At 50.8% G+C, this 25295-nt stretch carries 18 protein-coding genes; 9 read left to right on the forward strand and 9 right to left on the reverse strand.

Annotated elements, in window-relative coordinates:
* Window positions 1-12: 12 nt before the first annotated feature.
* Window positions 13-726 carry a GntR family transcriptional regulator gene (locus WN56_RS02005; protein ID WP_046073372.1) on the reverse strand — a complete coding sequence of 238 codons (714 nt, stop codon included), beginning with the start codon at window positions 724-726 and terminating at the stop codon, window positions 13-15.
* Window positions 727-955: 229 nt separating this feature from the next.
* Between WN56_RS02005 and WN56_RS02010 the strand changes: the two genes are divergently transcribed.
* Window positions 956-1567, forward strand: a complete 612-nt coding sequence (locus WN56_RS02010; protein ID WP_046073373.1) for a YitT family protein — start codon at window positions 956-958, stop codon at window positions 1565-1567.
* Between the two features lie 180 nt (window positions 1568-1747).
* Window positions 1748-2620, forward strand: coding sequence for a ferric iron reductase (locus WN56_RS02015; protein ID WP_158020584.1), 873 nt, complete (start codon window positions 1748-1750; stop codon window positions 2618-2620).
* Here the strand turns inward: WN56_RS02015 and WN56_RS02020 are convergent.
* The gene (locus WN56_RS02020) at window positions 2617-3732 is read right to left on the reverse strand and encodes an endonuclease/exonuclease/phosphatase family protein (protein ID WP_046073375.1); all 1116 of its coding nucleotides are present in this window, start codon (window positions 3730-3732) and stop codon (window positions 2617-2619) included. The two genes, WN56_RS02015 and WN56_RS02020, sit on opposite strands and share 4 nt — an antisense overlap.
* 29 nt (window positions 3733-3761) lie before the next feature.
* Complete coding sequence (locus WN56_RS02025; protein WP_046073376.1) at window positions 3762-4247, reverse strand: hypothetical protein; 486 nt, start codon at window positions 4245-4247, stop codon at window positions 3762-3764.
* Between the two features lie 317 nt (window positions 4248-4564).
* On the opposite strand from WN56_RS02025, the gene WN56_RS02030 reads away from it, so the two are divergent.
* Entirely contained in the window at window positions 4565-5020 is a 456-nt protein-coding gene (locus WN56_RS02030; RefSeq protein ID WP_046073377.1) for a methylglyoxal synthase, read from the forward strand.
* Window positions 5021-5087: 67 nt separating this feature from the next.
* Here the strand turns inward: WN56_RS02030 and helD are convergent, their stop codons facing one another.
* Window positions 5088-7163 carry a DNA helicase IV gene (gene helD / locus WN56_RS02035; protein ID WP_046073378.1) on the reverse strand — a complete coding sequence of 692 codons (2076 nt, stop codon included), beginning with the start codon at window positions 7161-7163 and terminating at the stop codon, window positions 5088-5090.
* A 244-nt stretch (window positions 7164-7407) separates the two neighbouring features.
* Between helD and yccS the strand changes: the two genes are divergently transcribed.
* Window positions 7408-9666, forward strand: coding sequence for a YccS family putative transporter (gene yccS, locus WN56_RS02040; RefSeq protein WP_046073379.1), 2259 nt, complete (start codon window positions 7408-7410; stop codon window positions 9664-9666).
* Window positions 9667-9907: 241 nt separating this feature from the next.
* A complete protein-coding gene (locus WN56_RS02045) occupies window positions 9908-11077 on the forward strand; it encodes a Card1-like endonuclease domain-containing protein (protein WP_046073380.1) in 1170 nt (389 codons plus the stop codon).
* A gap of 100 nt (window positions 11078-11177) precedes the next feature.
* On the opposite strand, the gene udp is transcribed toward WN56_RS02045, so the two are convergent.
* The 5 genes from udp to WN56_RS02070 all read right to left on the reverse strand — a co-directional run bounded on the left by udp (window position 11178) and on the right by WN56_RS02070 (window position 17699).
* Window positions 11178-11942 (reverse strand): uridine phosphorylase, encoded by a 765-nt coding sequence (gene udp, locus WN56_RS02050; protein WP_046073381.1) that lies wholly within the window; start codon window positions 11940-11942, stop codon window positions 11178-11180.
* 222 nt (window positions 11943-12164) lie between these two features.
* Window positions 12165-14480 (reverse strand): zinc/cadmium/mercury/lead-transporting ATPase, encoded by a 2316-nt coding sequence (locus WN56_RS02055; protein WP_046073382.1) that lies wholly within the window; start codon window positions 14478-14480, stop codon window positions 12165-12167.
* Window positions 14481-14647: 167 nt separating this feature from the next.
* Window positions 14648-15874, reverse strand: coding sequence for a sodium/glutamate symporter (gltS, locus tag WN56_RS02060; RefSeq protein ID WP_046073383.1), 1227 nt, complete (start codon window positions 15872-15874; stop codon window positions 14648-14650).
* Between the two features lie 475 nt (window positions 15875-16349).
* Window positions 16350-16766, reverse strand: a complete 417-nt coding sequence (locus WN56_RS02065) for a CBS domain-containing protein (RefSeq protein WP_046073384.1) — start codon at window positions 16764-16766, stop codon at window positions 16350-16352.
* 138 nt (window positions 16767-16904) lie between these two features.
* Complete coding sequence (locus WN56_RS02070) at window positions 16905-17699, reverse strand: DUF2927 domain-containing protein (RefSeq protein ID WP_158010008.1); 795 nt, start codon at window positions 17697-17699, stop codon at window positions 16905-16907.
* Window positions 17700-17949: 250 nt separating this feature from the next.
* On the opposite strand from WN56_RS02070, the gene WN56_RS02075 reads away from it, so the two are divergent.
* From WN56_RS02075 to WN56_RS02090, 4 genes are all read left to right on the forward strand, one after another.
* Window positions 17950-19956, forward strand: a complete 2007-nt coding sequence (locus WN56_RS02075) for a M4 family metallopeptidase (RefSeq protein WP_046073386.1) — start codon at window positions 17950-17952, stop codon at window positions 19954-19956.
* 192 nt (window positions 19957-20148) lie between these two features.
* Window positions 20149-21951 (forward strand): Na/Pi cotransporter family protein, encoded by a 1803-nt coding sequence (locus WN56_RS02080; RefSeq protein WP_046073387.1) that lies wholly within the window; start codon window positions 20149-20151, stop codon window positions 21949-21951.
* A gap of 121 nt (window positions 21952-22072) precedes the next feature.
* Window positions 22073-24532: a M9 family metallopeptidase gene (locus tag WN56_RS02085; RefSeq protein WP_046073388.1), complete on the forward strand. Its 2460-nt coding sequence runs from the start codon at window positions 22073-22075 to the stop codon at window positions 24530-24532.
* Window positions 24533-24735: 203 nt separating this feature from the next.
* A complete protein-coding gene (locus WN56_RS02090; RefSeq protein ID WP_046073389.1) occupies window positions 24736-25290 on the forward strand; it encodes a sugar O-acetyltransferase in 555 nt (184 codons plus the stop codon).
* Window positions 25291-25295: the final 5 nt, after the last annotated feature.

Below are 25295 nucleotides of genomic sequence, written 5' to 3' on the forward strand. Positions count from 1 at the left end.
TTAGCGGATTAGTTAATCGGTAATTTGCTGTTCAATCAGTTGGCGACTGCGCTGAATATGACGACGCATCAGCATTTCGGCCAACTCGGCATCGCGCTCTCGAATTGCCGCCAAAATCTGCATGTGCTCTTGTAACGCTTGCTGGGGGCGAGAATGCGCCCGGGGCGATTGAAAGCGGTACATCCGCAGCAAGTGGTACAACTCACCGCACAACAGGTTGATCAGTTTCTGGTTATGACTGGCTTTGATGATGCAATAATGAAAATCAAAATCGCCTTGTTGGTGAAAGTAGGCCGCCCCCTCCACCCGTTCGATATAGGCATGGTGGGTGTCGAGCACTGCACTTAACTGCTCAATTTCCGCATCGGTGATGTGTGCGCAAGCCAGTCTTGCGGCCATACCTTCTAACGCTTCTCGCACCGCATAAATCTCAGCCAGTTGACGATGCGTGAGAGTCACTACCCTTGCCCCAACATGAGGGACGCGCTCTACCAAACCCAAGGCTTCGACCCGCATCATGGCTTCACGCAGTGGCCCTCGGCTGACGCCAAATGCAGCAGCCAACCCCGCTTCCGATACCTTGGTGCCCGCTGGATAAGTGCCGGTGACAATCGCCTCGATAAGTTGCTCGGTCAGACTGGCTGACTTGGTGGGCTCTCGTGACTCAAGCTGCGCCGCTTGCACGCTCTGATCGAGAAATTGATCATTTGTCGACAATAAAGACATAAACACCGCCTAAAAACTTCAATAAAGCCAGAATAGAACAATATTGTAGACAATGTGGATTAGACTTTGGTCTGTAGACACCGACTTTTATCGTGATCAAAGCCACAACGTAAATGATAATGTACGCATTGATTTGTTATTCACTTGTTATCAAACGAGCGTTTGACTCGACCTATCCGAACAACGGCGTATGGTGTAGCGGTCGTTTTAATAGGGATAGAACGCAAATATGGATAGAAATCATTCCAAGCGTGAAAACGCATTAGCGCTACTGATTGGCAGTAGTTTGGTGTCACTCGGCATCTTCTTTTTCAATCAAGTGGGGTTACTGACCGGCGGTACCGCTGGGCTAGCACTCTTTTTACAACGGATCACCGATTTCAGCTTTGGTGAGCTTTTCTTCGTGATCAACCTGCCTTTTTATTGGCTCGCCTACACCCAAATGGGCAAACGCTTCACCATCAGTACCTTGGTTGCGGTCAGCATCGTTTCATTCGGTGCGGATCATCTAAGCGCCGTATTAACTATCAACAGCATTCATCCTGTGTATGCGGCGCTGTTTGGCGGCGGCTTAATTGGCATGGGCATGCTGGTGATGTTCCGCCATCAATGCAGCTTGGGCGGATTTAACACCTTGGCGTTGTTCTTACAGCAACGATTTGGTATTCGCGCTGGGAAAGTACAAATGGCGTTGGATTGCTCGATTGTGGTGTTGTCGCTGATGATCGTTGACCCATGGCTGATAGCCTTATCTGTCGCCGCGGCGATTACCACCAATCTCGTGCTGGCCATGAACCACAAGCCTGGACGCTATCAAGTCCAGCCTCCTTCAACCGCATAATGGCGGTGAGTGTTGAGAGGCGAGTTTTCGCCTCTCTTCCCTCAGGCTCCATCCGCTTACGTCTGGCGTGTTATTCGTGCCATCGTCGCCACTCGCATGCCTAAATACGAATCACTCTTACAATTGATTGCCGTACATGCTAAATTTCGCTTTTTTGGCGCCTATCATAAAGGAGTGTTGATGAACGCGGCCGATCCTAGCGTTGATGTGTTACCACTGCCCGCCACGGTTGCACTGTCCCCTTTCCCCGCTGCTTTAGGCTTGTCTGTGATACCAGATGATGTAGAGGGCACATCACTTCAAGAACAGCTCACGACTGAGCACGGATTGACGCAGTGTTTTTCCGCCGTCAACGCCACCTATGGCGATGCAGATAACCGCGCCCAGGGCACACTTTTTATCGGCGCCTATGCCTATGAGTTTTTGCTTCCGGTGCTGGCAAGCTGGCTACAGGCTGGACAGCTTCCCTCGCTGGACTTAGATAACTGGCAAGTTAAATACGAGCCTACCCGTGTCACTAAACCGAACGGCGAAGAGCTCGTTTATCACAAGCCGCATTTTTATCTCAATGCCTTGATTGGTTGGGAACAGCCTGCGGCAAAGGATTGGCAGGCTATTTTGCATGGCGCCTTATTACGGCATTTTTCGCCCATCGTCGACGCGGTGGCGGAGCAAAGTGGCATGCGTGAAGGACCACTTTGGAAAGTGGTTGCCGATTCAATCTGTATTGCCTTTTTGATGGTGGGTAAACATCGTGATTGCGAGCAAGCCGCGCGTGAAGCAGCTCTATCGATCGTCCATCAACGCGGCACCCCACTTTATAGCAAGCGCAGTGGTTTCCACGATGTCACCGTCTACGACCCGAATGACACCCAAACCGTGCTGCAAACCCATAGCTTCCGTCTACGCGGCGGCTGCTGCCGGATCTTTACCGTCGATGATCACAGTTATTGCTCAACCTGCTGCTTTTTAAAGCCTGACGAACAAGCTAAGCGCCTTGCAGAAGTCGCGTGTCAGCGTGAAGGCGTGGCGCTGGACACGCAGCTTCGCTAACTCAGCGCCACATCGACCCAAACAAGACGATGATCGGAGTGAGCCCGCGCATTTTCTTGGCCGTTTTTATCACAAATCAGTGGGTAGTCGGCATCATTAGGCGCAGGCCAAAATACGCCGGAGGCTTGCACCGCGAGCTCTCGCGAAGGTAGGACATAATCAAGGCGCAGCCCGCCGTTGTGGGTGGCGATTGCCCGCCCTTTCCCATCGATAAAGCGAAAGGCGTGAGACAGTGCCGCCTCACTTTTTGGCACCTGTGCGCCGACAGCGACCTCTGGATGCACACGCGGATGATTGAGCAAAGCGCCAATGGCTTGTTTATCTCCATCGCCGTAGCTCGGATCCGCATTTAAATCGCCAATCACCACAAACGGCGTCTCGGAAGCAAGTCCGCCGCGGACGCCCTTGTCGTCCACCAGCCAATCGGCGTTGTCTAAAAGGCCAATTAGTTGGTGAATTTCATCACTGTTGCGCCGCCAGTTACGCTTTTCCGGTCCATCAAACACGGGCGGTGTGGGATGACAGGCCACCACTTGTATTCGATGTTCGCCGACCCGTATCGGCACTGACACCAAGTTTTTTGAGGCGAGACGCAGCGCCTGTTGTGCTTGTTCGGTGTAATACTTCGCAGGAAGCTGATGGCGAGGCAATTGATGCCACGCAAAGTGCTGCCAAGTGCGAATTGCGGCATCTTCGATGGGGTAACGCGATAAAATCACATAGCCAAATTGACCATGATAGTCGCCAAAGCCATGGCATTGCTGGGCACGATTTAAGCGTTGGTGATCACTGACCGGCACCGTTAATTTTAAGCCCGTATTGGTGGCCGGCAAATAGCGATACGGATAATCAATCGGCATTTCACCGTGTTGCGATTGAGCCAAATGCCGCTCACAAAATGCGGCGAGCGCACCATCGTCGCCACCGCTGCCCGGATGATCAAACTCGCAAAGCACCGCCACATCAGGACGCACTCGTTGTAGGGTCGCGGCGAGATTTCTAATTTGTCGGCTGGGGGTGGGCGCTAACATCTGTGCTTTAATGTCACCGGCTTGACGTCCGGCTAGAGACAGGTTGAATTGTGCCAACCTAAGGCTTGAAGGTGCTGTCATGACATCCCGATAATGTGCTGAAAGAACCCCTATTTTAACAAGCTATCAAGGGCGCGACGAATTTGCCGCGCATCTTCTTCTGCTCGATGCGGTGTCGGCCCCAAAGCCTCCATTTCGCGACTAAAATCGCGCCGATCGAGATCGCTGTGCTTTTTTAGCCACTGGTTTACCTCCATTAAGGTGAATGAGGGGCGCATATAACAGGCTTTATAAAGCCGCCCCATCCAAAACAGATCCCACTGGCTGTCGCACAATACATGCTCAAAGGGGGCAAGGGTTTGGTTAAGGTGCTGGCATACTTCTAACACACTCATCCCTTCACTAAAAAGGCGTTCGCGGGAGATCCCATGAATTCGGCTTTCGGCTTCTTTGTCCCAGTGCTGCCAATGGCCACTGGCGGTGGAAGGGTCAATCAAAAAACTATCACTGTCGCCATTTGGTAACACGTACCCGACCTCAATCGGGTAAGACACTAACGACAAACCGGATGCTTCAAAATCCAGTGTCACCCACATACGCGTACTCCTTGCTCATAAACACTCCTGCATGAATAGGCACTTCCATTGCCTGATTACCTAACTGTAGCCTTTTTGTTGCTACTTGGACGGGTTGTCGCGCTACTTTTGCGTGCTTGATTAACAAGTGGGTGAAAAAATAGATGTTATTTCATCTGCTTGGCTATTTTTTTATTGATAATGTGATAATTCTGACAAGTGACCGTCGGAGTTTGACCGTTGTACGATATATTTCATCGCCGGATTGATTTAGGCTTCGGTAAATGCTGCTTCACGCAGTTTGATAGCAACCACCTTGTTAACGAGGGATGATAGGTATGAAGCAAACGTCTCGCACCATGCTTGCGCGTAAACACGTGGCGTTAGTGGCGCACGATCACTACAAAAACGCCTTGAGCGAGTGGGTACAAGAGAATAAAGAGATACTGAGTCAGCATGAGCTTTATGCTACTGGCACCACGGGGCATATTCTTGCGCGAGAAACCGGATTAAAAATCACTCCGCTTATCAGCGGCCCCATGGGTGGCGATCAGCAACTCGGTGCGATGATTTCTGAACAAAAAATTGATGCGATGATTTTCTTTTGGGATCCGCTCAATGCCGTGCCACACGACCCAGATGTCAAAGCACTACTGCGTGTCAGCACGGTTTGGAACATTCCCGTTGCCACCAATCGCTCGACCGCACGCTTTCTGATCACGTCGCCGCTATTTGGCCAAGAGGTGGATGTTCAAATCCCTGATTATCAAGCGTACTTAGACGAGCGTTTGTGATCTTTTACCCCGCACTGTCCGTCTGTAACTAACGCCGTCTATGGCCAACAGTGTGGGTTCCCGTTTTTTAAAGGTACCCTTTCAACTCCTCTACAAACGGTGAGGCATGGCCTTTTTGGTGTACTAGCCACACTTGTTTTTGTGCGCGTGTCAGGGCGACATAAAACAGTCGTCGTTCTTCCGCGTGCTCAATCAGCTCTTCATTTTTTCCCAGTAACGCCTCATCGAGTGAAAGCGAGCGTGGTTTGGCGGGAAATACGCCATCATCCATGCCGAGGATAAACACATAGTGGGCTTCTTGGCCCTTGCTGGCGTGTGCGGTGGTATAGCGAAGCGCCAATGAAGGATACGCATTCTGCCAGCTTTCTAGTGCGTCAGGACGGATGGCATGCGTGCGACCAATCATCATCACACTCACAGCTTGCGCCGCCTTAGCATGCTTTTTCTCTAAGCTTGTCAGTGTCTTTTCTAGCTTATCGTCAGTGATCACCTTGATCGATTTGGGTGTTTTCGCCGATGCCTTGTCTCGCGCGTAATCCAACTGTTTGCTCAGCTGTTTGGGGTTTTGGCCAATGAATTGTTGTGCCACACCTCCCAAGGTAGACGGGTAGCGATAACAGGTGGTCAGCCAGCAAATTTCACTGTCACCGAAACGCTGTGCAAACTCGGTGGTTAAACTGACGTCGGCACCGGCAAAGCGATAAATGGCTTGCCAATCATCCCCCACGGCATACAAGGAGGCGCGTGGTGATTGGGTTTCACTCTCCGTTTTACCGTGACACAGTGCCTCGAGCATCGCCAATCGTGCTGGGGAGATGTCTTGATACTCATCGACCATCACAAACTGAATCGGCGTGACGAATTTTCGCTGCTGAAACAACTTGGTGGCTTTTGCAATCAAGCCGTCAAAGTCAACAGCGCTCTCCGCCTTTAGCGCCTGTTTGTAGGCTTGGTACAACGGCCAAATCACCGCCAGTTCATTTTTTAACGCACTCTGCTCATCAAAGCTCGCCAATCTATCGGTCAGGGCGCGCTTGGTGGTATTGGCTTGGATCACTCGAGAAAGACGCGACCAAATCCAGGTGTGCAACCGGTTTTCATGGGCACAGGCGCTGAGCTCAGCATTATCATCAAGTGGTAGTGCGTGCTGCTGATGTAATTTGTCCCATGCTTTACGGGTAGAGGACTGTTGCCAGTGTTCGGCGAGTGTTTGGGTCAGCCATGCCGATTTCGCCGTCTCATCACTGGCGAGTGGAGAAATAATCGGCGCCTTCCCTTCATGTTCAGCAAGTTGCTGGCGAGCAAAACCATGGAAGGTGGTTACATTCACTTCATGGCCCGTTTTGGTCTTAATCCGAGTTTTGAGCTCGGTGGCGGCATCTCGACCAAAGGCAATCAACAAAAGCTGCTCAGGCTTGGCTTGACCGCTTTCAATCAAGTAAGCGGCGCGTGCTACCAACACGCTGGTTTTACCGCTTCCGGGCCCAGCCACCACCAAGGTATGAGATTCATCAGTAAGCACGGCCTCGCGCTGTCCCGCATTCAAAGGCGACGACTCAACTTGATCAAACCAGGTTTGCCACTGGTTAAGCATCGCCGCTTGCCACTGTTGATTGCGGGCTTTCAGCCAGCTTGAATCGGCCTGCAACACAGGCGCTAACGTGGTGGCAAGGCTTTCGTCCAAATTGGCTAAGAATGAGGCGGGTATCCCCTCGCCTTCCAGCTTATTCAATACCGTTTGCTGCGCGGTGCGTAATTGTGTGACACGTGCATAACCTGGCGCATTCACCAGTGCATCAAGCTCTGCCAGTAAACTGGGGCGTATCATTGCCAGCCGTTTTTGATAACGGGCGATATAGGCTTGATAGTGGCGATAGATAGTTTGTCCCGCCTGTTGGGCATGATCCCATGGCAAGCCAAAGACCTCGAATGGCAGTGGGTCGCCCTCATCGGTATAACCGGTCAGCGAAATCGTCCCCCACAGCAACCCACGCGATACCGTTAGCTGCCCATCCCATGCCGAGAAAGGAATGTATTGTCGATGATGACGAGATTCGAGCAGTAAGCCATCATCTTCAAGCTGCAAGCTATAATGATCGCCGTAAACAAGCCATTGTGCCCAGCGATTGGCTGTAAGTTTCATATCTCAACGTTATTCAGCGAATAGCGCACGCGTTGTGCCCTAAAAAGATGCTTGGCATGCTACTTCTCAAGGCTTGATAAATCAATTCACTAGCGAGATGCCACTGCCTACGCACTGCGCTGACAACGCGAAATTGACCTGCCGCAACCATTTTCTTAATCCATGACAAAATACCCGATTGAGGCTTAGTTTCTGGTCCCGTTTCTGCTATCTTGCCAGCATTGTTGGCCGATCACCGTTATTTATGTCTCTTTCTCTGCCACGTTTACCTTTCCTGCCGCTCGCCGTGCGTGAGTATTGGGCGAACCATCGTATTAATGACAGCATTCGCGTCCTTATTGCCCTAATGGGGGTAGCGCTTTATGCGGGGTATGCAGACCGTACGGATATTGTCACACCGCTGGTGTTGGGCGTGATTGCCTCGGCGTTGGCAGAAGTGGATGACCACTTTTGGGGGCGGATACGAGCACTTGGCGTCACACTCGTTTGCTTCACGGTCGCCGCCTTTTCTGTCGAACTGCTTTACGACACGCCTTGGTTATTTGCCATTGGTCTCACACTATCGAGTTTCGGTTTTATCATGCTGGGTGCGATCGGTGAGCGCTATGGCACCATTGCCTTTGCCTCTTTGCTTCTCGCGGTTTATACCATGCTGGGGATGGAGCAAGGCAGTGATATGTGGTTACAACCTATGATGCTGCTGTCAGGCGCACTCTGGTATGGGCTGCTATCGCTAGTATGGATCCTCATTTGGCCTCACCGCCCTGTGCAGCATCGGCTCGCGGCGGTTTTTCGTCAAACGGCGACGTACATGGAAACCAAATCCCGATTATTTCATCCGGTGGCTGAACTGGTTCCGCAGCCGACGCGTATCGCCGCCGCTAACCAAAATGCCCAAGTGGTGGCGGCGCTAAACCAAGCAAAAGCGTCATTGCTGACACGTGCGCGGCGTGGCCGACTCACACAGCGCCATCAAACCTTGCTACAAACCTATTTCATTGCTCAAGATATTCACGAGCGTGTCAGTTCATCCCATTATCGTTACCAAGATCTGGCGGCGCATTTTTTCCATTCCGATATCCTCTTTCGCTTTGAAGCCTTATTAAACGCGCAAGCTCAAGCCTGCCGGGATGTCGCTCAAGCCATGTCAATCGGTACACACTACCAGCATCCGAAAACAGGCCAGCAAGCGCTCACGGCAATCAAACAGTCGATGGCCTATTTGTCGGCACAAGAGGAGCAAAACAGCACTCGCCTCGCACTGCTGCAGCAACTCGATTTTCTCTACAAAAACTTGGAGACAGTGGAACAACAACTCGCCAGCTTGAGCCACTTAGCTAGCACGGACAATCTGCAAGAAAGTGAACTGGCCGACCCTGATGCACACTCGTTGGGGGAAATGGCTTACCGCATTCGTCGACAGCTCACGGTCAAATCATTGCGGTTTCGTCATGCTGTTCGCCTGTCTTTATCGTTATTGACCGGCTACGCCCTGATCCAAGGGCTTTCGCTAGAGCACGGTTTTTGGATTTTGATGACCATTCAGTTCGTGTGCCAAACCAACTATTCAGCCACCCGCAGTAAGCTTAAAGAGAGAGTATTGGGCACCGTCGCCGGTCTACTCTTGGGCGTACCGGCGCTCTATCTCTTTCCAGATCCCAGCAGTCAACTGGCGTTGATGGTGATCACCGGTGTGCTCTTTTTCGCGTTTCGCACCGTGCAATACACCCTCGCAACCTTGTTTATTACGCTGTTGGTATTAATGTGCTTTAGCCAATTCGGCCAAGGCTTCGCTGTTATTCTTCCCCGCCTTGGCGATACCGTCATTGGCAGCTTGATTGCCGTCGCGGCCGTCCGTTACGTGTTACCCGACTGGCAAGCACACCGTTTGCGCGGGATCATGACCGAAGCCTTGCAAGCCAATCGAGACTATCTTGCTCATGTGATTGCGCAATACCGCGTCGGTAAGCGCGACAACTTGGCTTATCGTATCGCTCGACGTCACGCCCACAATGCCGATGCCGAGCTCACCACCGCTATCAGTAACATGCTGGTGGAGCCTGGACGCTATCGCACCAATATAGAAGAGACCTTCCGGTTCTTGTGTTTAAACAACGCAATGTTGAGCTATATTTCGGCCCTCGGCGCGCACCGTAGTCGCATGGATGATGAAGTTAATCACCAAAAAATGGCGCAACTCCATCGTGAGATTCATCAATCACTTAACACACTGACTGAGCGTTTGGGTCAAGCATTGCCAGCAGAGTTACCCACCCAAGTACCATCCACTGGCACCAAGACACCCGCAGGCGAGCCTGTGGGCATTGATGATCACCACGCCAATGACACCACCGCATCGCAATCACCTTCGTATGCGCCTGTTGATAACGCGCCGCTAAGCATGGTGCTGCAACAGCTACACTTAATTCGACGCATGTTGCCTGAGCTCAATAGTTTGACAGAAACACTGCGCCAGCAAGCACTTAAGCAAAGTCGCGCCTAGAAGGAAGAAAAACGGTTACACAGGATTAGCTCGGCACTGTCACGTGAAAGGCACGGTTATTGCGGAGTTAACAGGACGGATATCACGTCAGCGCTGTGTAAAATTACACTTATTTACGCAGCGAATGGTTGAAAGCCTGACCGCGAGGCCGGATATTAATAGTTACGCCACCTGTTGAGGCTGGCAACTATACTGATAATTAAGCGGCCTAATGCCGCCTCGTAGCCCGCCTGGAGCAATTATGGCTATTCATGTAGGAATCATCGACTCTGACCCCGTCCGTCTCGTCACCCCTGTTTTACATCAGCAATTGCCTGTGAGTAAGCTGATACTCATTGGCACACTGGAGCAAGATCTGGAGTTTGAGCGTTTAACACGTGTGTTGGCACCCAAGGGGATTGAAACCGAGTTTTTTGAAATCTCGGACGATATCAATATTCGTGAAGTAAAAAGCCAAGTGAAACAACTGGCAGAACAGCTCAGCAACGCTTCTGAAGACATCCTTTTTAATGCGAGCTGTGGCCTGCGCCACCAATTACTCTCCGCTTATGAAGTCTTTCGTACCTATCAGTGGCCCAGCTATGTAATTGAGCCCTATAGCGACGAGCTTTGTTGGCTGTACCCTGACGGCCTCCCCCAGCAACAAGTGGAAGACCATATTAGTCTCACTGAGTATTTAACGGTTTTCGGCGCGCGCTGTGAGCATCAAGATGACCAAGTCTCAGGTTGTTTAACCAATGACATTTACCGGTTGGGAGAAAAGTGGGCCAGCAATGCCTATGAGCTCGGTCCAGGCCTAGCCACTTTGAACTACCTCGCAACCACGTGTCGTAAAGAGCAACGTTTAGACGTCGCGCTTAGTGAGAAGCAGCAAGGTTATCGCGAGCTTGGTATTCTTCTCGATGACCTCTCGGATGCCGGCTTAGCCAGTTATGAGCAAGGGGTGCTGACATTTAGCTGTGAAGAAGCGCGACGTTTTGCCAACGGGGAGTGGCTAGAAAGCTACGTGCACCACACTGTCACGTCCATCCAACAGGAGCTTCCCACCATCCAAGACAGTGCCCTCTCTTTACAGGTATATCGCCAAATTGGTGAGCGCGAGGTGCGCAATGAATTAGATGTCGCCATGGTGGTGAATAACAAGCTGCATATTATTGAATGCAAAACCAAAGGCATGTCGAGCGACGGCGACGATACCCTATACAAGCTGGAGTCCTTGCGTGATTTGCTCGGAGGGCTTCAGGCGCGCGCGATGTTGGTGAGCTTCCGTCCATTAAGGCATCACGATATTACCCGTGCCACCGATTTAGGCTTAGCCTTGATTGGCCCTGATCAACTGGCCAACCTGCGTACTCATCTTTATGACTGGTTTATCGCAGCGGGCGGGACGATTGAGGTAAGAACGAGCTAGACGCTTGCGCGAAGCAATAGGACAGGTTCGCTAAACGGTCGGCAATAAAAAAACGCGGTGCCCGAGGGCACCGCGTTTGGGTAGGATAACGAAGTCTCGCTTATGACAGAAGCTTACGTGCAGCCTCTACCACGACTTTAATCGAGCGCGCTTCCGTCTCTTTCAAGGTTGCATGATCTGGGGTCTCTTTTTGTGTGCGGTTGATAATCACGCCCGCCACGCAACCCGCTCGCAGGCCGGAGCTCGCACACATGGTCAGCAATGTGGCTGATTCCATCTCAAAGTTCAGCACACCCATGTCCTGCCATTCTTGCATTGAACCTTGGAAACGACGCACAACACGGCCGCTAAAGGTATCGTAACGCTCTTGACCTGGGTAGAAGGTATCACTGGATGCCGTCACGCCAGTGTGAACCGTCGCACCATCTTCATCAACGGCGGCTTTCATGGCCGTGGCGACGTCAAAATCGGCCACCGCAGGGAACTCCATTGGTGCAAAGTGCGTACTTGCACCGTCAAGGCGTACAGAGCCGGTGGTCACAATCATGTCACCGACATTAATGTCAGGCTGAATTGCCCCCGTCGTGCCCACACGCAAGAAGGTGCCAACGCCAAGTTGTGCCAACTCCTCAACCGCAATAGAGGTCGATGGGCCACCGATACCCGTTGAGCAAACCACCACAGGTTTGCCATCAAGCCAACCGAGGTACAAGGTATACTCACGCTGTGAGGCGAGAAACGTGGGTTTTTCCATCAAGTTAGCAATTTTTTCTACGCGCGCAGGGTCGCCAGGAATAATCGCCGTGGTTGCGCCTTGAAGATCCGCTTTTGTTACGCCAAGGTGAAATACAGGGGTATCAGACATCATTCGTCTCCTCGCTGGATGGTATCATCCGCATTAGAATCAATGTGATGCCTACGTGAGCAGGCATCAACGCGTTATTGGTTATGTGGTTAGGATACCCAAATTTTACGCCTTTTGTGTGACCACCATCGACCTATTACCATATTGAATATTACAGATTTCAGAATTTAGAGATCGTTATCACTTTATAAAGGCAAAAGCAGACAGCCTTTGCCCTGGTTTTTAGCGCGGGTCACGAAGTAAGCGTAGCGCATTCAGCGTGACTAACGCCGTGGCCCCGCTGTCAGCCAGCACCGCGACCCAAAGTCCTGTGATACCGAGTACACTTGTCACCAAAAACACCCCTTTAAGCCCTAATGCGATCGTGATGTTTTGCCGTACATTCGCTTGGGTCGCTCGCGCCAGTTGCAGTACTCTTGGTAACTCGACCAGCCGGTTATGACTCAATGCCGCCTCAGCCGTTTCTAAAGCCACATCGGTACCACTTCCCATTGCAACACCCACGTGAGACGCTTTCATGGCCGGTGCGTCATTAATGCCATCGCCAACCATGGCGATACGATATTGCTCCGCCAGCGCTTCTACCGCCTCAACCTTGTTCTCCGGCAGTAGCCCCGCGCGGTAATCAATATCCAGTTCGCGGGCAATTTCAGCGGCTGAGGTCGGGTTATCGCCGGTCAACATCACAGGCTGGATACCCATAGCGCGCAATTGCTCGATGGCTTCTCGCGCATCATGTCGCAGTGTATCTCGCCAGCCGATCATCCCTTGTGGTTGCTCGTCAATGAGCACAACCGCAACCGTCACCCCGCGCTCGGCCACCGATTGGGCCTCTTGATATTGCGCGTGGTTTAACGTCGACTCTGCCACTTTATCCAATGCAACCAACCTGACTGATTGTCCTTCGACCATGCCTTGCACGCCGCGGCCAGCATTCGCTTGAATATGCGAGGCATCCGGTACCGATAGACCACGCTCGGCGCTATACAACACCAAGGATTTCGCCAAGGGGTGGTGGCTGCCACGCTCTATCGCCGTCGCTGCTTGAAGCAGAGCGCTCTTATCACCGTGCCATGCGCGCACATCGGTCACCATGGGTTTACCTTCGGTCAAGGTACCTGTCTTATCCAATGAGACAGCATTGATACTGGCGAGTGTCTCTAACGCTGCTCCACCTTTGATCAAAGCACCACGGCGTGCCGCGGTGGCAAGCCCCGAAGTAATCGCCGCAGGTGTCGAAATCACGAGCGCACATGGGCACGCGATCAACAATAGTGCTAACCCTCGGTATAACCATTCTTGCCAGCTGGCGGCAAAGAACAGGGGTGGGATCACCACAACCAGCGCGGCGAGCCCAATCATTGCCGGCGTGTACCAGCGACTGAATTTGTCGATAAATCGCTCAATCGGCGCTTTTTTCGACTCGGCCTGCTCGATGAGACGCAAAATACGGTCAATGGCATTTTCGCCCTGTGCGGATGTCACGGTCAGCTGTACGGTTTTATCAGTTGCCAAACTGCCCGCCATCACGGTATCACCCGCGTCGATATCGACGGGAATAGGTTCACCTGTCAGCGCACTTTGGTCGAAACTGGCGGCACCTTCCATCAGTTGCCCATCCGCGGGGAGCCGCTCACCGGCACTGATTTCAATCCGATCACCCGGCTCTAGATCACTGGCCGCGACTGTCTCACGCGAACCATGACGATCAATCCGCGTCACGGTTTCTGGCACTAACGCCATGAGTGACTGGATACCATCACGGGCACGTGTAGAGGCATATCCCTCTAGCCGCTCGCCAATAAGAAACAGCACAAGTACCATCGCCGCTTCCGTGGTTTCTCCCAGATACAGGGCCCCGATGGCTGCAATGCTCATTAAGGTTTCTATCGAAAATGGCGATCCTTGGCGGGCAAGCCGAGCCGCTTTAAGCACAATGGGTGCCAGTCCGACTACAGTTGCAGCAGTAAACAACCAATCGGATAAAGAAGCGGACCAGTAATCTAGTCCCCAAGCCACCAACATAATGCCCATTAGGCCAAACAGCAGAGCGTCATCACGCCATTTCAGCCAGCCAGAAGGCGTAGTGGAGGTTTGATTCAAGGGAACCAGCGGAAAACCGGCTTTTTTCGCGGCTTGCTGAATCGCAGAGCGAGTATCGGTTGTTGCCGCTTCGTGAGTCAAAGCGACGCGTAGCTTTTCAGTCGCAAACAGCACTTGTGCGCTCTCTACACCCGGCGTGGCATGAATCGCCTTTTCAAGTTTGCCAGCACAGCTTGGACAATCCATACCGGTCACCCCCCACTCATGGGTTACAGAGGACCATGACGGGGATGACGCCGAAGATGCATTCTCGCAGGTATCGTTACACGAGGTGTGAGGCCTGTCGGGATCGTCATCGCCCGCACTACCCTCTCCGTCTTGGTGACTTGCACAGCAGCTCGACGCTTGGCAGCTATTCGTTACCGTCTGCGCAGACTGAGAAACCGTTTGGTGATGTGGCTGATGACAGTGGTGATGTCCACAATGCTTACACATAATCGACTCCTTCTTTGGTCGTTGTGTCATTATCTTGTGGTCAGTATAAGGGTTGGAGCCCACTCCAGAGTCAAGCGCTTATCGAAACAACTCTCATTTGTTTTGCCAAACGCCGCACAACAGCAGGAAAGAGATGCGCCCAGCCATGATGGCTGAGCGCAATGCGCCTATTGGATAATAAAAATATAGCCCTGTAATATTAGGAGGTTAACAATATCGATAAAGAAAGCCCCCACAATCGGCACCACCATAAAGGCTTGGGGCGCGGGGCCGAAGCGATTCACAATTGAGCCCATATTCATTACCGCGGTCGGGGTGGCGCCAAGGCCAAAACCACAATGCCCGCCAGCAATAACGGCCCCTGTATAATTGCTCCCCATCAGCTTGAACGTGACGTAATAACTGAATAAACCGATAACCACCGATTGAATCGCCAAAATAATTAAAAATGGCACCGCTAGGTCGAGAATGTTCCACAGCTTGAGCGTCATCAGCGCCATCGCTAAAAATAAAGATAGAGAGACGGTCCCTACCATATCCACGGTTTCTGACTCTAGCTTTCTAAGTTTAAAGACCTCTAGCGTATTCGTAACAATCACACCCAAGAATAAAGCATAAACAAAGTCAGGCACCATGAGCCATTCAATATTAAACCCGTTTACCCACTCAGATAAATGGTGAGCCCCCGTAATACAAAGTAGTAAAATAAATAAGACTTCAATGACTTTCTTCGCTGTCACTTTATCTTCTTCATTTTCATTGTAAGTCACAAGCTCGGGATATTTTTCGTGTGTTGTGGTGCCACGCCCATATTCAGACTCAAGCTGATGTTTATTAATCAAACGCTGAGCAACTGGGCTACCAATGATACCGCCAATCACGAGGCCGAGTGTTGCCGACGCCATGGCAATTTCGAGGGTACTTTGAATACCATACTCATCGGTTAATATCTGTGCCCAAGCCGCGCCAGTACCATGCCCGCCGGACAGGGTAATAGAGCCAGCGACCAGTCCCATCAGAGGATCCAAGCCAAGCATCGACGCAAAACTGACACCAATGGCGTTTTGTATAATGATGTACACAGATGCGATGGCAAGAAACCAAAATACCTTTAAACCACCTTTTACCAATTGTTTATAATTTGCTGCCAGACCAACGGTAGCAAAAAACATCAACATGAACGTATCTTTTAGTGGCAGACTAAACTTAAAATCGATACCGTTGTAATGTAATACAGATATAACACACGCAATGATTAACCCGCCCACAATCGGCTCTGGGATATTAAACTTGCGCAATGCGGGGATTTTTGAATTAACAAAATGGCCTAAAAAAAGGACACCGATGGCAATCAGGAATGATTCTAGCGCACCAATTGAATTGAGTTGATACATATAACCTCTTTGTTTCTCTCACCTCATCCTCCCTGATTGTTTAATTTGACCTTTGTTTTACCTCATTTACGTTCACATTAACGTCAATACGGGTTAGCCACACTTCACGATACTCCAGCATCCTGCTTATCGTTTTGCTGCCGCGCTTGGGCTTTTTTACGCCTCAACCTCGCGATAACTGCCCGCTACCAACGGGCGGCACAATAGCAGAAAAACGCAAAACAAGCACCAAAAATCGAACTATATATCGTCATATAGCAAGTAACTACTTAAATAGGCAGGATTAAAATTGACTTACCAGCACATAAGACTGAATGAAAAACAACCACAATTCGTTCAATTTTTGTACTTGGGCAGCGATAAAGCGCGGCGAGATAGTCGTAAGGTAGGAGGAGAGAGCAAGAGAAGCGACGCGGGTATCAATACTAAAATGGGCGCACCTTACCTCGTTTGTAAGGTGCGCAATAAACAAACCTCAAACAGGATGGGTAAGACATTCACCCATTTGCATACTGATGGCTCTTAAGACATCTCGCCGGGTGATAATACCCACCAACTTGCCCTCGTCGACCACGGGGTACAGTTTAGGTTTGGTCGGCGCCATCATTTCAGCCAGTTTGATAATGCTATCCTCAGATTCAACCGCTAAGGCATTACTGGTCATGCAATCAGCCACGGCGTGTGAATCTTGACAGTGATAGCTGTCGCGCAATAGCTGTTGCAACATATCTTGCTCAGAAATAAAACCAACCAAACGCTTATTAGCATCCACCACAGGTCCACCGGTCTGCTGACTGCGGAGCAGTTTTTCCAGTGCACTGGAAAGCGGCATATCCGGTGAAAAGGTTACCGGGCGTTTATTCATATAATCTTTAACGGTGATCGACTCCATGTCGCCTCCCTTAATCGTCATGACAATCTGTTGTCCAGTACTTTAAGTGTTGTCGAAGTTGGCGAAATGTCTAAATCACTTTAAACAATTTGTGTTATTGAGCAAACCAATGGATAAATAGCTCGCTCTATAGGTGGGCTACCAGCCGAGTAAACGATAAAGCTCACCGGTTTTTACACTTCGGTGTGCATTCTCGATGGTGCCATCACGAGCCCACTTTTCAACGACAGGCCGAATGATAGCTTGCGCCGTTTGCCAATCTTGCCCTGCTTCTATCTCGTCGAGATACAACAATCTTAGCAGTAAGCCATCCAGCCCAGTCAAAAGCTGCTGTGGCGTGCGGTCATTAAAAATCGATGGAAAAACCCGGTCATCGTCATTAGGCAGTCCCATCACTTGGGTCAACTCTTCCACCACACAGGCCACGAGCTTCCCCTTGGATCGCGCCAAATCAACGGGAATAACGACCGCTGCATAACGAATCGCACCATGCTTATTGACTCTAAAATTGGCAGCACAAACGGCATCTTGTAACGGGGAGACATCCGCATTGGCAAATTGCTTGCGCGCATCATCTAAAAAGCGGTCGTGATTAGTAAACATGATGGTGAGGTTGGCGCGCTGCGGAATGTCGGTGGGGATAAAGTCGATGCCAGTTAGCGTTTCGAGGTGTGAAACGTGATATGTGACAAGATCATCATGCAGCTGGCTCTCGTTGATTGGGTGCGCCACATGATAACGGATCGGGCCTTCCCACTTGCGGACGCCTTGCTCACCTTGCACATACTCACTTTTAAACGCAATACGATAAAACGCGTCGACAATATAATCGGGCGACTGCCAAGCCCGTTGGTTGGCCATTACAGGCGTCACCATTAAGCACAAGGCCAATAACACCATCCGCTGAAAAAGCCGCCAATATGAGTGACTCACAGTATTACTCCCGATATCGAATCCCTTAGCTAGCATAGTCGCGAAAGTGCAACGCTTGAATCATTTTTTTAACAATCCCTAGCGCTGTCTTTTATTTTGTGCATAAAACGTAAAAACCTAATATCAGTTCCATTTTTCTAGACATTTTTTGAACCAAATCCTCATTCTCACCGCTAAAAAAACCCCGCTAGACGCACACTATGGATAGTAACCAACGATTTTTAACTCGTTGTAGTATGAAGAGGAAACTATGCGTAAAACGCTACTCGCTTTAACCCTTCCATTAGCGATACCTGCTCAGGCTGCCAATGTGGTCGATGCCTCAAGCTTAGATTTGAGCGCGGCATTAAACCATGATCAGTCACGCGCAATGACGGCATCATCGCCAGCACTAAGCTTTCGTGAAAAATCACGCCTACAAGTGGGTAATAAAGCCTTGGTGCGCAAGCAGCAGCTGCATCATGGAGTTCCCGTTTACGGTTATTCGGTGGTCGAAAACACCACCGCACGCGGCTTCGCGCCCAGCGTAAAAGGTGACGTTGTCACTGATATCGAGCAAGATATCGGTGGTACGCTACCGATGATTAATCAGCAGCAGGCCATTGCAATTGCACAAGGTCAAACAAGCCAAGGCAATCGGCATTTTCACCAAGCCGATGCGAACACAGAACTCTTGGTCTGGCTGGATAAACAACAAACAGCGCGCCTAGTCTACAAAGTTGACTACCTTGCCAGCGACAACGGTCACCCTTCGCGTCCGATGAAAATTGTTGATGCTAAGTCTGGCGAGATCCTCGATAGCTGGGAGGGCATCGCGCACCTAGAAGCGGGAGGGCCCGGCGGTAACCAAAAGAGCGGTCGATTTAACTTTGGTCCCAATACCGAACTAGGTAGCTTTCAAGTCAACCGCGACTGCCAAATGGATAGCCCGAATGTGGTGACATTAAACATGAACAACCGCGAATGGGGCGGAGAAGTTCATCAGTTCAATTGCCCACAAAACACCTACCGTCAAGTCAACGGTGCGTATGCGCCGATGAATGATGCGCAGTTTTTTGGCCAGAAAGTATTTGATATGTACCAAGACTGGCTCGGTATACGTCCGATTCGACAAAAGCTCACCATGCGCGTCCACTACGGCCAAGGTTATGGCAATGCTTTTTGGGATGGCAGGCAAATGACCTTTGGCGACGGTAATCGCAGCATGTATCCCCTAACCACTTGGGATGTCATTGCTCACGAAGTGAGCCATGGTTTTACCGAGCAAAACTCAGGGCTTGAGTACCGAGGCATGTCCGGTGGGATGAATGAGTCTTTCTCGGATGTCGCCGCAGCGGCTCTGGGACAGTACGTATTTGGTGAGTTTAACTGGAAAATGGGTGAAGACGTGATGAAACATAGCGAAGCTATGCGTTATTTCATCAACCCAAGCCAAGATGGACGCTCAATTGGTCATGTGAACCGCTATTACTCTGGCATCGATGTGCACTTTAGCTCTGGCATCTTTAACAAAGCTTTCTATCATCTCGCCACCAGCGATCAATGGAATATCAAAAAGGCCTTTAAGGCATTTGCGACAGCAAACCAGCTTTATTGGCGCCCAAACTCCAGCTTCCAGCAAGGCGCGGAAGGCATTTGCGAAGCGGCCAAAGCATTAAACTACCCAGCCGGAGCAGTAAGCCAAGCCTTTGCAGAAGTGGGCATTCAAACCCAAGGTTGCCAAGGAACGGGAGGCAACCCTACGCCAGACCCAGAGCCACAACCTGATCCAGAAATCTTGCCACTGACACTCGATCAGCCCGTGCAAATCCAAGGGCGCGCGGGCACTGGTTACCAGTTCGTGGTACACAATGCGCCTCGCGGCACTGTTTGGCTGCAAACCTATCGTGGTCACGGCGAAGTAGATTTATATGCCGCGGTAGGTCGCCCTGCAACCGTCAATGATAACGACTGCGCCTCAACGAATGCGGGCAACGAAGAGTACTGTGGCTTTAGCCAAATTCAGGGCATGGATCTGTACGTCACTGTCGTGGGGGCGCGTGATTATGCGACCAACGTGTTAGCACGCCTTGACGATCGCGGGGTAGATACCAACCGCTGTACCAATATGCCGACTTGGGGTGGATACAACTATTATCCAGCAGGCGTCACCGTTCAGTATCAAGGGCATCTATTCCAGGCCACGCAAGACAACTGGGGCATAGACCCGTTCACTAACCAATGGGTTTGGCAGTATCAAGGCAGCTGCCAAGGCTAACTTCTCTGCGGCCGACTTTCTCTCGGCCGCTTTATTTGAGTTAACACCTCCTCACGTTACGCCAAGAGTGTGATCCCCTAGCGATTATTCCTGTCAATGCTTCGTGCAACGTCATCGCGCCGCTCGCATTACGGTTTTATTGCATCTATGTTAATGATTACTGGTGATAATCTAGCAATGTAGAGGCGATAAATGCGACTAACCGCGTTGAGTAATACATGGCAATGGCGCTGTTTGGCCACCGTCTTATTTCTACTCCCCACCCTTGCATGGGCAGCGAACACGGACGCGTCTTCGCTCCACACCCTCACCATGTTGATGGGGCTGCTCGGTGGCTTAGCGCTGTTCTTATATGGCATGGAAAAAATGTCTAATGCGCTGAAAAACGCCGCTGGAAGCCGACTCAAATCCTTACTCGCCAAACTCACCACCAACCGTGTCGCCGGTGTTTTAACGGGCGCGGGAGTCACAGCCACCATTCAATCCTCTTCTGTCACCACCGTATTGCTCATCGGTTTCATTTCCGCAGGGTTAATGTCGCTCGCGCAAGCAACTGGGGTGATCATGGGGGCCAATATCGGGACCACCATTACCGCTCAGATTGTGGCCTTTAAAATCACTCAAGCCGCCTATCTGATGGTCGCTATCGGCTTTTTAATTGAATTTACAGCCAAAGCCGATAAAACCAAGCAATACGGTAAAATGCTATTCGGGTTGGGGTTGATCTTCACAGGGATGAATGTGATGAGTGAGGCAATGTCGCCTCTGCGCGATTATCAGCCATTTATTGATGCCATGGCGAAAATGCACAATCCTTTTTTTGCCATTTTACTTGCGGCCTTGTTTACCGCATTGGTGCAGTCTTCATCTGCGACAACCGGGATTGTCATCGTCCTTGCGGGGCAAGGCTTTATCTCGCTTGAAAGCGGGATCGCACTCGCAATGGGCGCCAACGTCGGCACCTGTGTGACCGCCCTCCTCGCCGCTATCGGTAAATCGCGGGAGGCCAAACAAACCGCCAGTGTGCATATTCTGTTTAATATTATCGGGGTGTTGATATGGCTTCCATTGATCAGTGTTTTGAGTGATTGGAGCGTCGCACTGTCGCCGAGCCATCCTGATCTCACGGGCGTTGAACGCTTAGGGGCTGAACTTCCTCGTCAAATTGCCAATGCCAACACCCTATTCAACGTCGTCAATACACTTGTCATGTTGCCGTTTATCGGCGGGTTTGTTTGGCTTGCAAAGAAGATTGTCCCTAAAACTCGTAAGCCTGCACCAAGTGAACAACCGATTGTTTCGCCGAAATATCTCTCCAAAGAACTGCTGATGACACCCGATATTGCCATGGATCAAGCCCAGCTCGAGATTGGACGCATCGGACGCCGAGTTTGCAATATGATGAATGCACTCCCGCCTCTCACTTCTAAATTAGCTTCCCAGCAAGAGCGAGAAGCGGCTAATCATGCGTTAGAGAAAATCGATGAGCTTGAGCATCAAGTCGATATTTTGCACGGACATGTGCTTTTTTATCTCGGTCGATTGCGTAAAGAGCCTCTCACGCAAGCACAGAGTGACCGACAGATCACCCTAATTAGCATGACCGATCAGCTTGAGAGCATTGCTGATCTGATTGAAGACACCTTGGTGCCCATCATGGATAAATCACTGCATGCTGAGATCGATATCAGTGATGAAATGCGTGAAATCCTTGATAATATTCAAGAAAAAGTCACACATGCGCTGCTAGATAGCGTGAATGCCATTCGACGTGGTGATAATAAACGCGCGAAACAAGTACTGCATACCAAACGTGCGCTTAACGCGCTATTGGATAAAGTGCTTGCCCATCAAGCCGAGCGCTTGGTAGAGCATGACACCAACCGCTTGCAACTTTTTAGTATCGAGATGGAGTGGACCGAATCGCTAAAGCGCGTGTATACAGTGACGAAACGGATCGCCAAACTACACCTGCGAGAAAAAGACCCGCAGTGATACGTCACTAGCAGACTTTAAAAAGAAAACGGAACCAAGCCCTAATTTTTAGGCTGATTAAACCAATAGTGTCGGGAAAATCGTTATAACGGCTCCGCCTAATCATATCTAGGAGCTTGAAATGTATACACTATTTCCTTCCCGACCCAAAACTCTATCGGCACTCATTGCGCTTGCTGCCTTTAGTAGCACCAGTGCATGGGCTGATGCTCAATGTGACATTGCCGATTTAGCGGCCAGTAACATGCCGCTCCAAGCCATTATGAGTGCTGAACGCAGTTGCTTTACCAGCTGGTACGACACCACGTCTATTCGATATCACAACGTCTACCAAGAAACCTTTGTAAACAAAGTGACGCAGCGCCTCGCGCAGACCATTGCCAATTATCAAGGGGATGACAGCCAAGCCCGCCAAATTGCTAACTTAGCCGAGTATGTGCGCGCCGCCTACTATGTTCGCTTTTATAGTGATAAAGCGAACGCCGACTTTTCGGACGCACTAGACGACCGCCTTGCGGATGCCATCAATACTTTTTTGCGCTCACCCTACGCAACGGCAAAAGGTAGCGCCCAAACCGATGCCTTGCATGGCTTAACGCTGATGGCCGATAGCATCAAGCGTTTACCGCAAACTTTGGACCTACAAATTCAACTACTTGAAAACCTCAGGCAAGATCGCTTACATGAACGCCGTTACGCGGATGCACTGAATAACCTTTTCCGTGCCATGGCAGGCCACCAATCACGTCAGGCCTTTTATGACGAGCTTGCTGCCGATCTCTCATTGATTGACCGTCTCTATCAATTCGTGTTGGATAACCCACAACTGTCCAACAGCGAGCACGGTGCACTATTGGTGTCGAATACCGTCCGTGAAATGGGGCGGCTATTGATGGCGCCACAAGCCAGCGTGCGAGATCGTGTGATGAGTCATTATCGCGACCTGTTACCCCGTTTCCCACTGGGCGGCAAAAACGACGCGGTTTGGGTAGGCATGGTAGAAATGGTGGATGCTTACGCCCCCGATAAAATGACCGAATTAGGTCTGTCTGACGCCAAAGCGACACTGGAAGCCAAAGTGGTACCTTATCGCCACCAATGTGAAGGCCCGGCGATCATTCGCTCACAAAGCATGACACAGGCCCAATCGCAACAAGCATGCGAAAGCCTGCATCAAAAAGAAGTCGCCTTCCATCAAACCGTGAACTCAGGCTATCAGGCCGTCGCCGATGATCTAAACGACAGTGTTGAAGTCGTGGTATTTGATAACCCGTCCGACTACAAAACCTATTCCTCATTTTTGTTTGGTAACTCGACGGACAATGGCGGCCAATACTTAGAAGGTAACCCTGCCGATCCAGATAACCAAGCCCGTTTTATCGCGTACCGTAATGATAATGGCCAATCGCTTTCCATTTGGAACCTTGAGCACGAGTACGTTCACTATCTGGATGGCCGCTTTAATATGTACGGCGATTTCAACGACGTACTTCGCCACGGTCACACGGTGTGGTGGCTTGAAGGCTTTGCGGAGTATATGGCCCATGGCGACAACTATGCCGACGCCATACGCTTAGGCAAAGAAGGCGGCTATTCACTCAGTGAAGTCTTTGCCACCACCTACCAGCATGATGTGAACCGCGTATATCGCTGGGGCTATTTGGCGGTACGCTTCTTGTTTGAACAGCATCCAGAGGCTGTAGAAACCTTGCTTGAAGCCGGGCGTACCGGGAAATTCGAGCAGTGGGCAAATTTAGTCAAAGACTATGGCCATCGTTATGACCAGGCCTTTGCGCAGTGGCTGAACACTTTGGATAATACCGGTGGCGGTGAACCACCACGTCCAGACCCTGACCCCGAGCCAGAGCCAGAGCCAGAGCCAGAGCCAGAGCAGCCAGAGGTAACAACGCTATCATTGGGACAAACGGTCACCATTAGTGGGCAAGCGTACAGTGAGCACCTGTATCAGATTGATATTGCCCAGCCTGCCAATGCGCTTACATTTAGCATTGCGGGGCAAGGAAACGCGGATCTCTACGTGGCGAAAGGTCGTCAAGCACACTATTACGATTTTGATGCCACCGAGTGGAACCAAACCAGTCATGAAACCGTGACGCTTAATGATGTAGAACCAGGCCGCTATACCTTAAGTGTCACCGGACGTGGAGACTTTACCGATGTCACCGTCGCGGTAAATGCGGAAGGCCAAGTCGATCCCGAGCCAACGCCAGAGCCACAGCCTGAAACACCGGCTGGCACCGATGACTTGCGCCCGGCTCAGCTTAACGTCGCGAGTCCCAATAGCATCAGCGTTTATCAACGTCGTTACCTGTATGCCGATGTGCCTGAAGGCGCAACCAAAGCACAAGTGTGGGTCATGGCGGATGGTGACGCGGGCGATCTGAGCGTATTCGCCGCCGAGGATTACTGGCCAACGCAAGCACAAAATCAAGCCGTTTCAGACGTGCCGGGCAGCAACCAGTATATCGAGGTCGATTTACGTGATCAGCAACGTCTGCACCTGCTGCTAACGGGCGATGGAAGCCGAAGCCAAACCGATGTGCGTGTTTACTTTCGCTGATCGCTAAGCACTAAACACTAAACAAATGCTACCAAGCGCCACTGCCGAGTGGCGCTTTTTTGTTCGATTTCCATAGGAGGAGGAAAATAATAGAAAGAGGAAAAACGCTTAAGGAATGATTTCTGTTTTCACGCTCCCACAAACTGAGATAATGCCGTCATGACTGGTCTTGTATCACTGTTCACGAATAATAAGGAGAAACCATGACCGAATGGGAAAAAATGTGCCAAGGACTTGTCTTCGATGACAGTGATGGATCCATTGATATCAGGCGAGACCATGCCACACGAACCTTACTGGCATTCAATCAAACAATAGAGACGACGACAAGGCAGCAACTGCTGCGCGAGTTATTAAGTGCTATCGGCGAAGGTTCGGTGATCCAACCGCCGTTCCATTGTGAATTTGGTGAGACCATTCGGGTTGGCAGCAATAGCTTAATCAATATGAATGTCACTATGCTCGATGGCGCTCCGATCACTATCGGTGACCATGTGCTGATTGGCCCCAATACCCAGTTTTACACTCCCACTCACTCTCTCGATTATCAAAGCCGCCGATCGTGGGAGACCTGGTGCAAACCCATCGTGGTGGAAGACGATGTGTGGATTGGCGGCAATGTGGTGATCTGCCAAGGCGTGACGATCGGCGCACGCAGTGTCATTGCAGCAAACGCCGTGGTGAAACAAGACGTGCCACCTGACAGTCTTTACGGTGGCACACCCGCTCACTATATAAAAACGCTCAATGGCAAGTGAGACAG

The organism is Salinivibrio sp. KP-1, assembly GCF_000968645.1.
In the GTDB taxonomy this organism is placed as follows: Bacteria; Pseudomonadota; Gammaproteobacteria; order Enterobacterales; family Vibrionaceae; genus Salinivibrio; species Salinivibrio siamensis.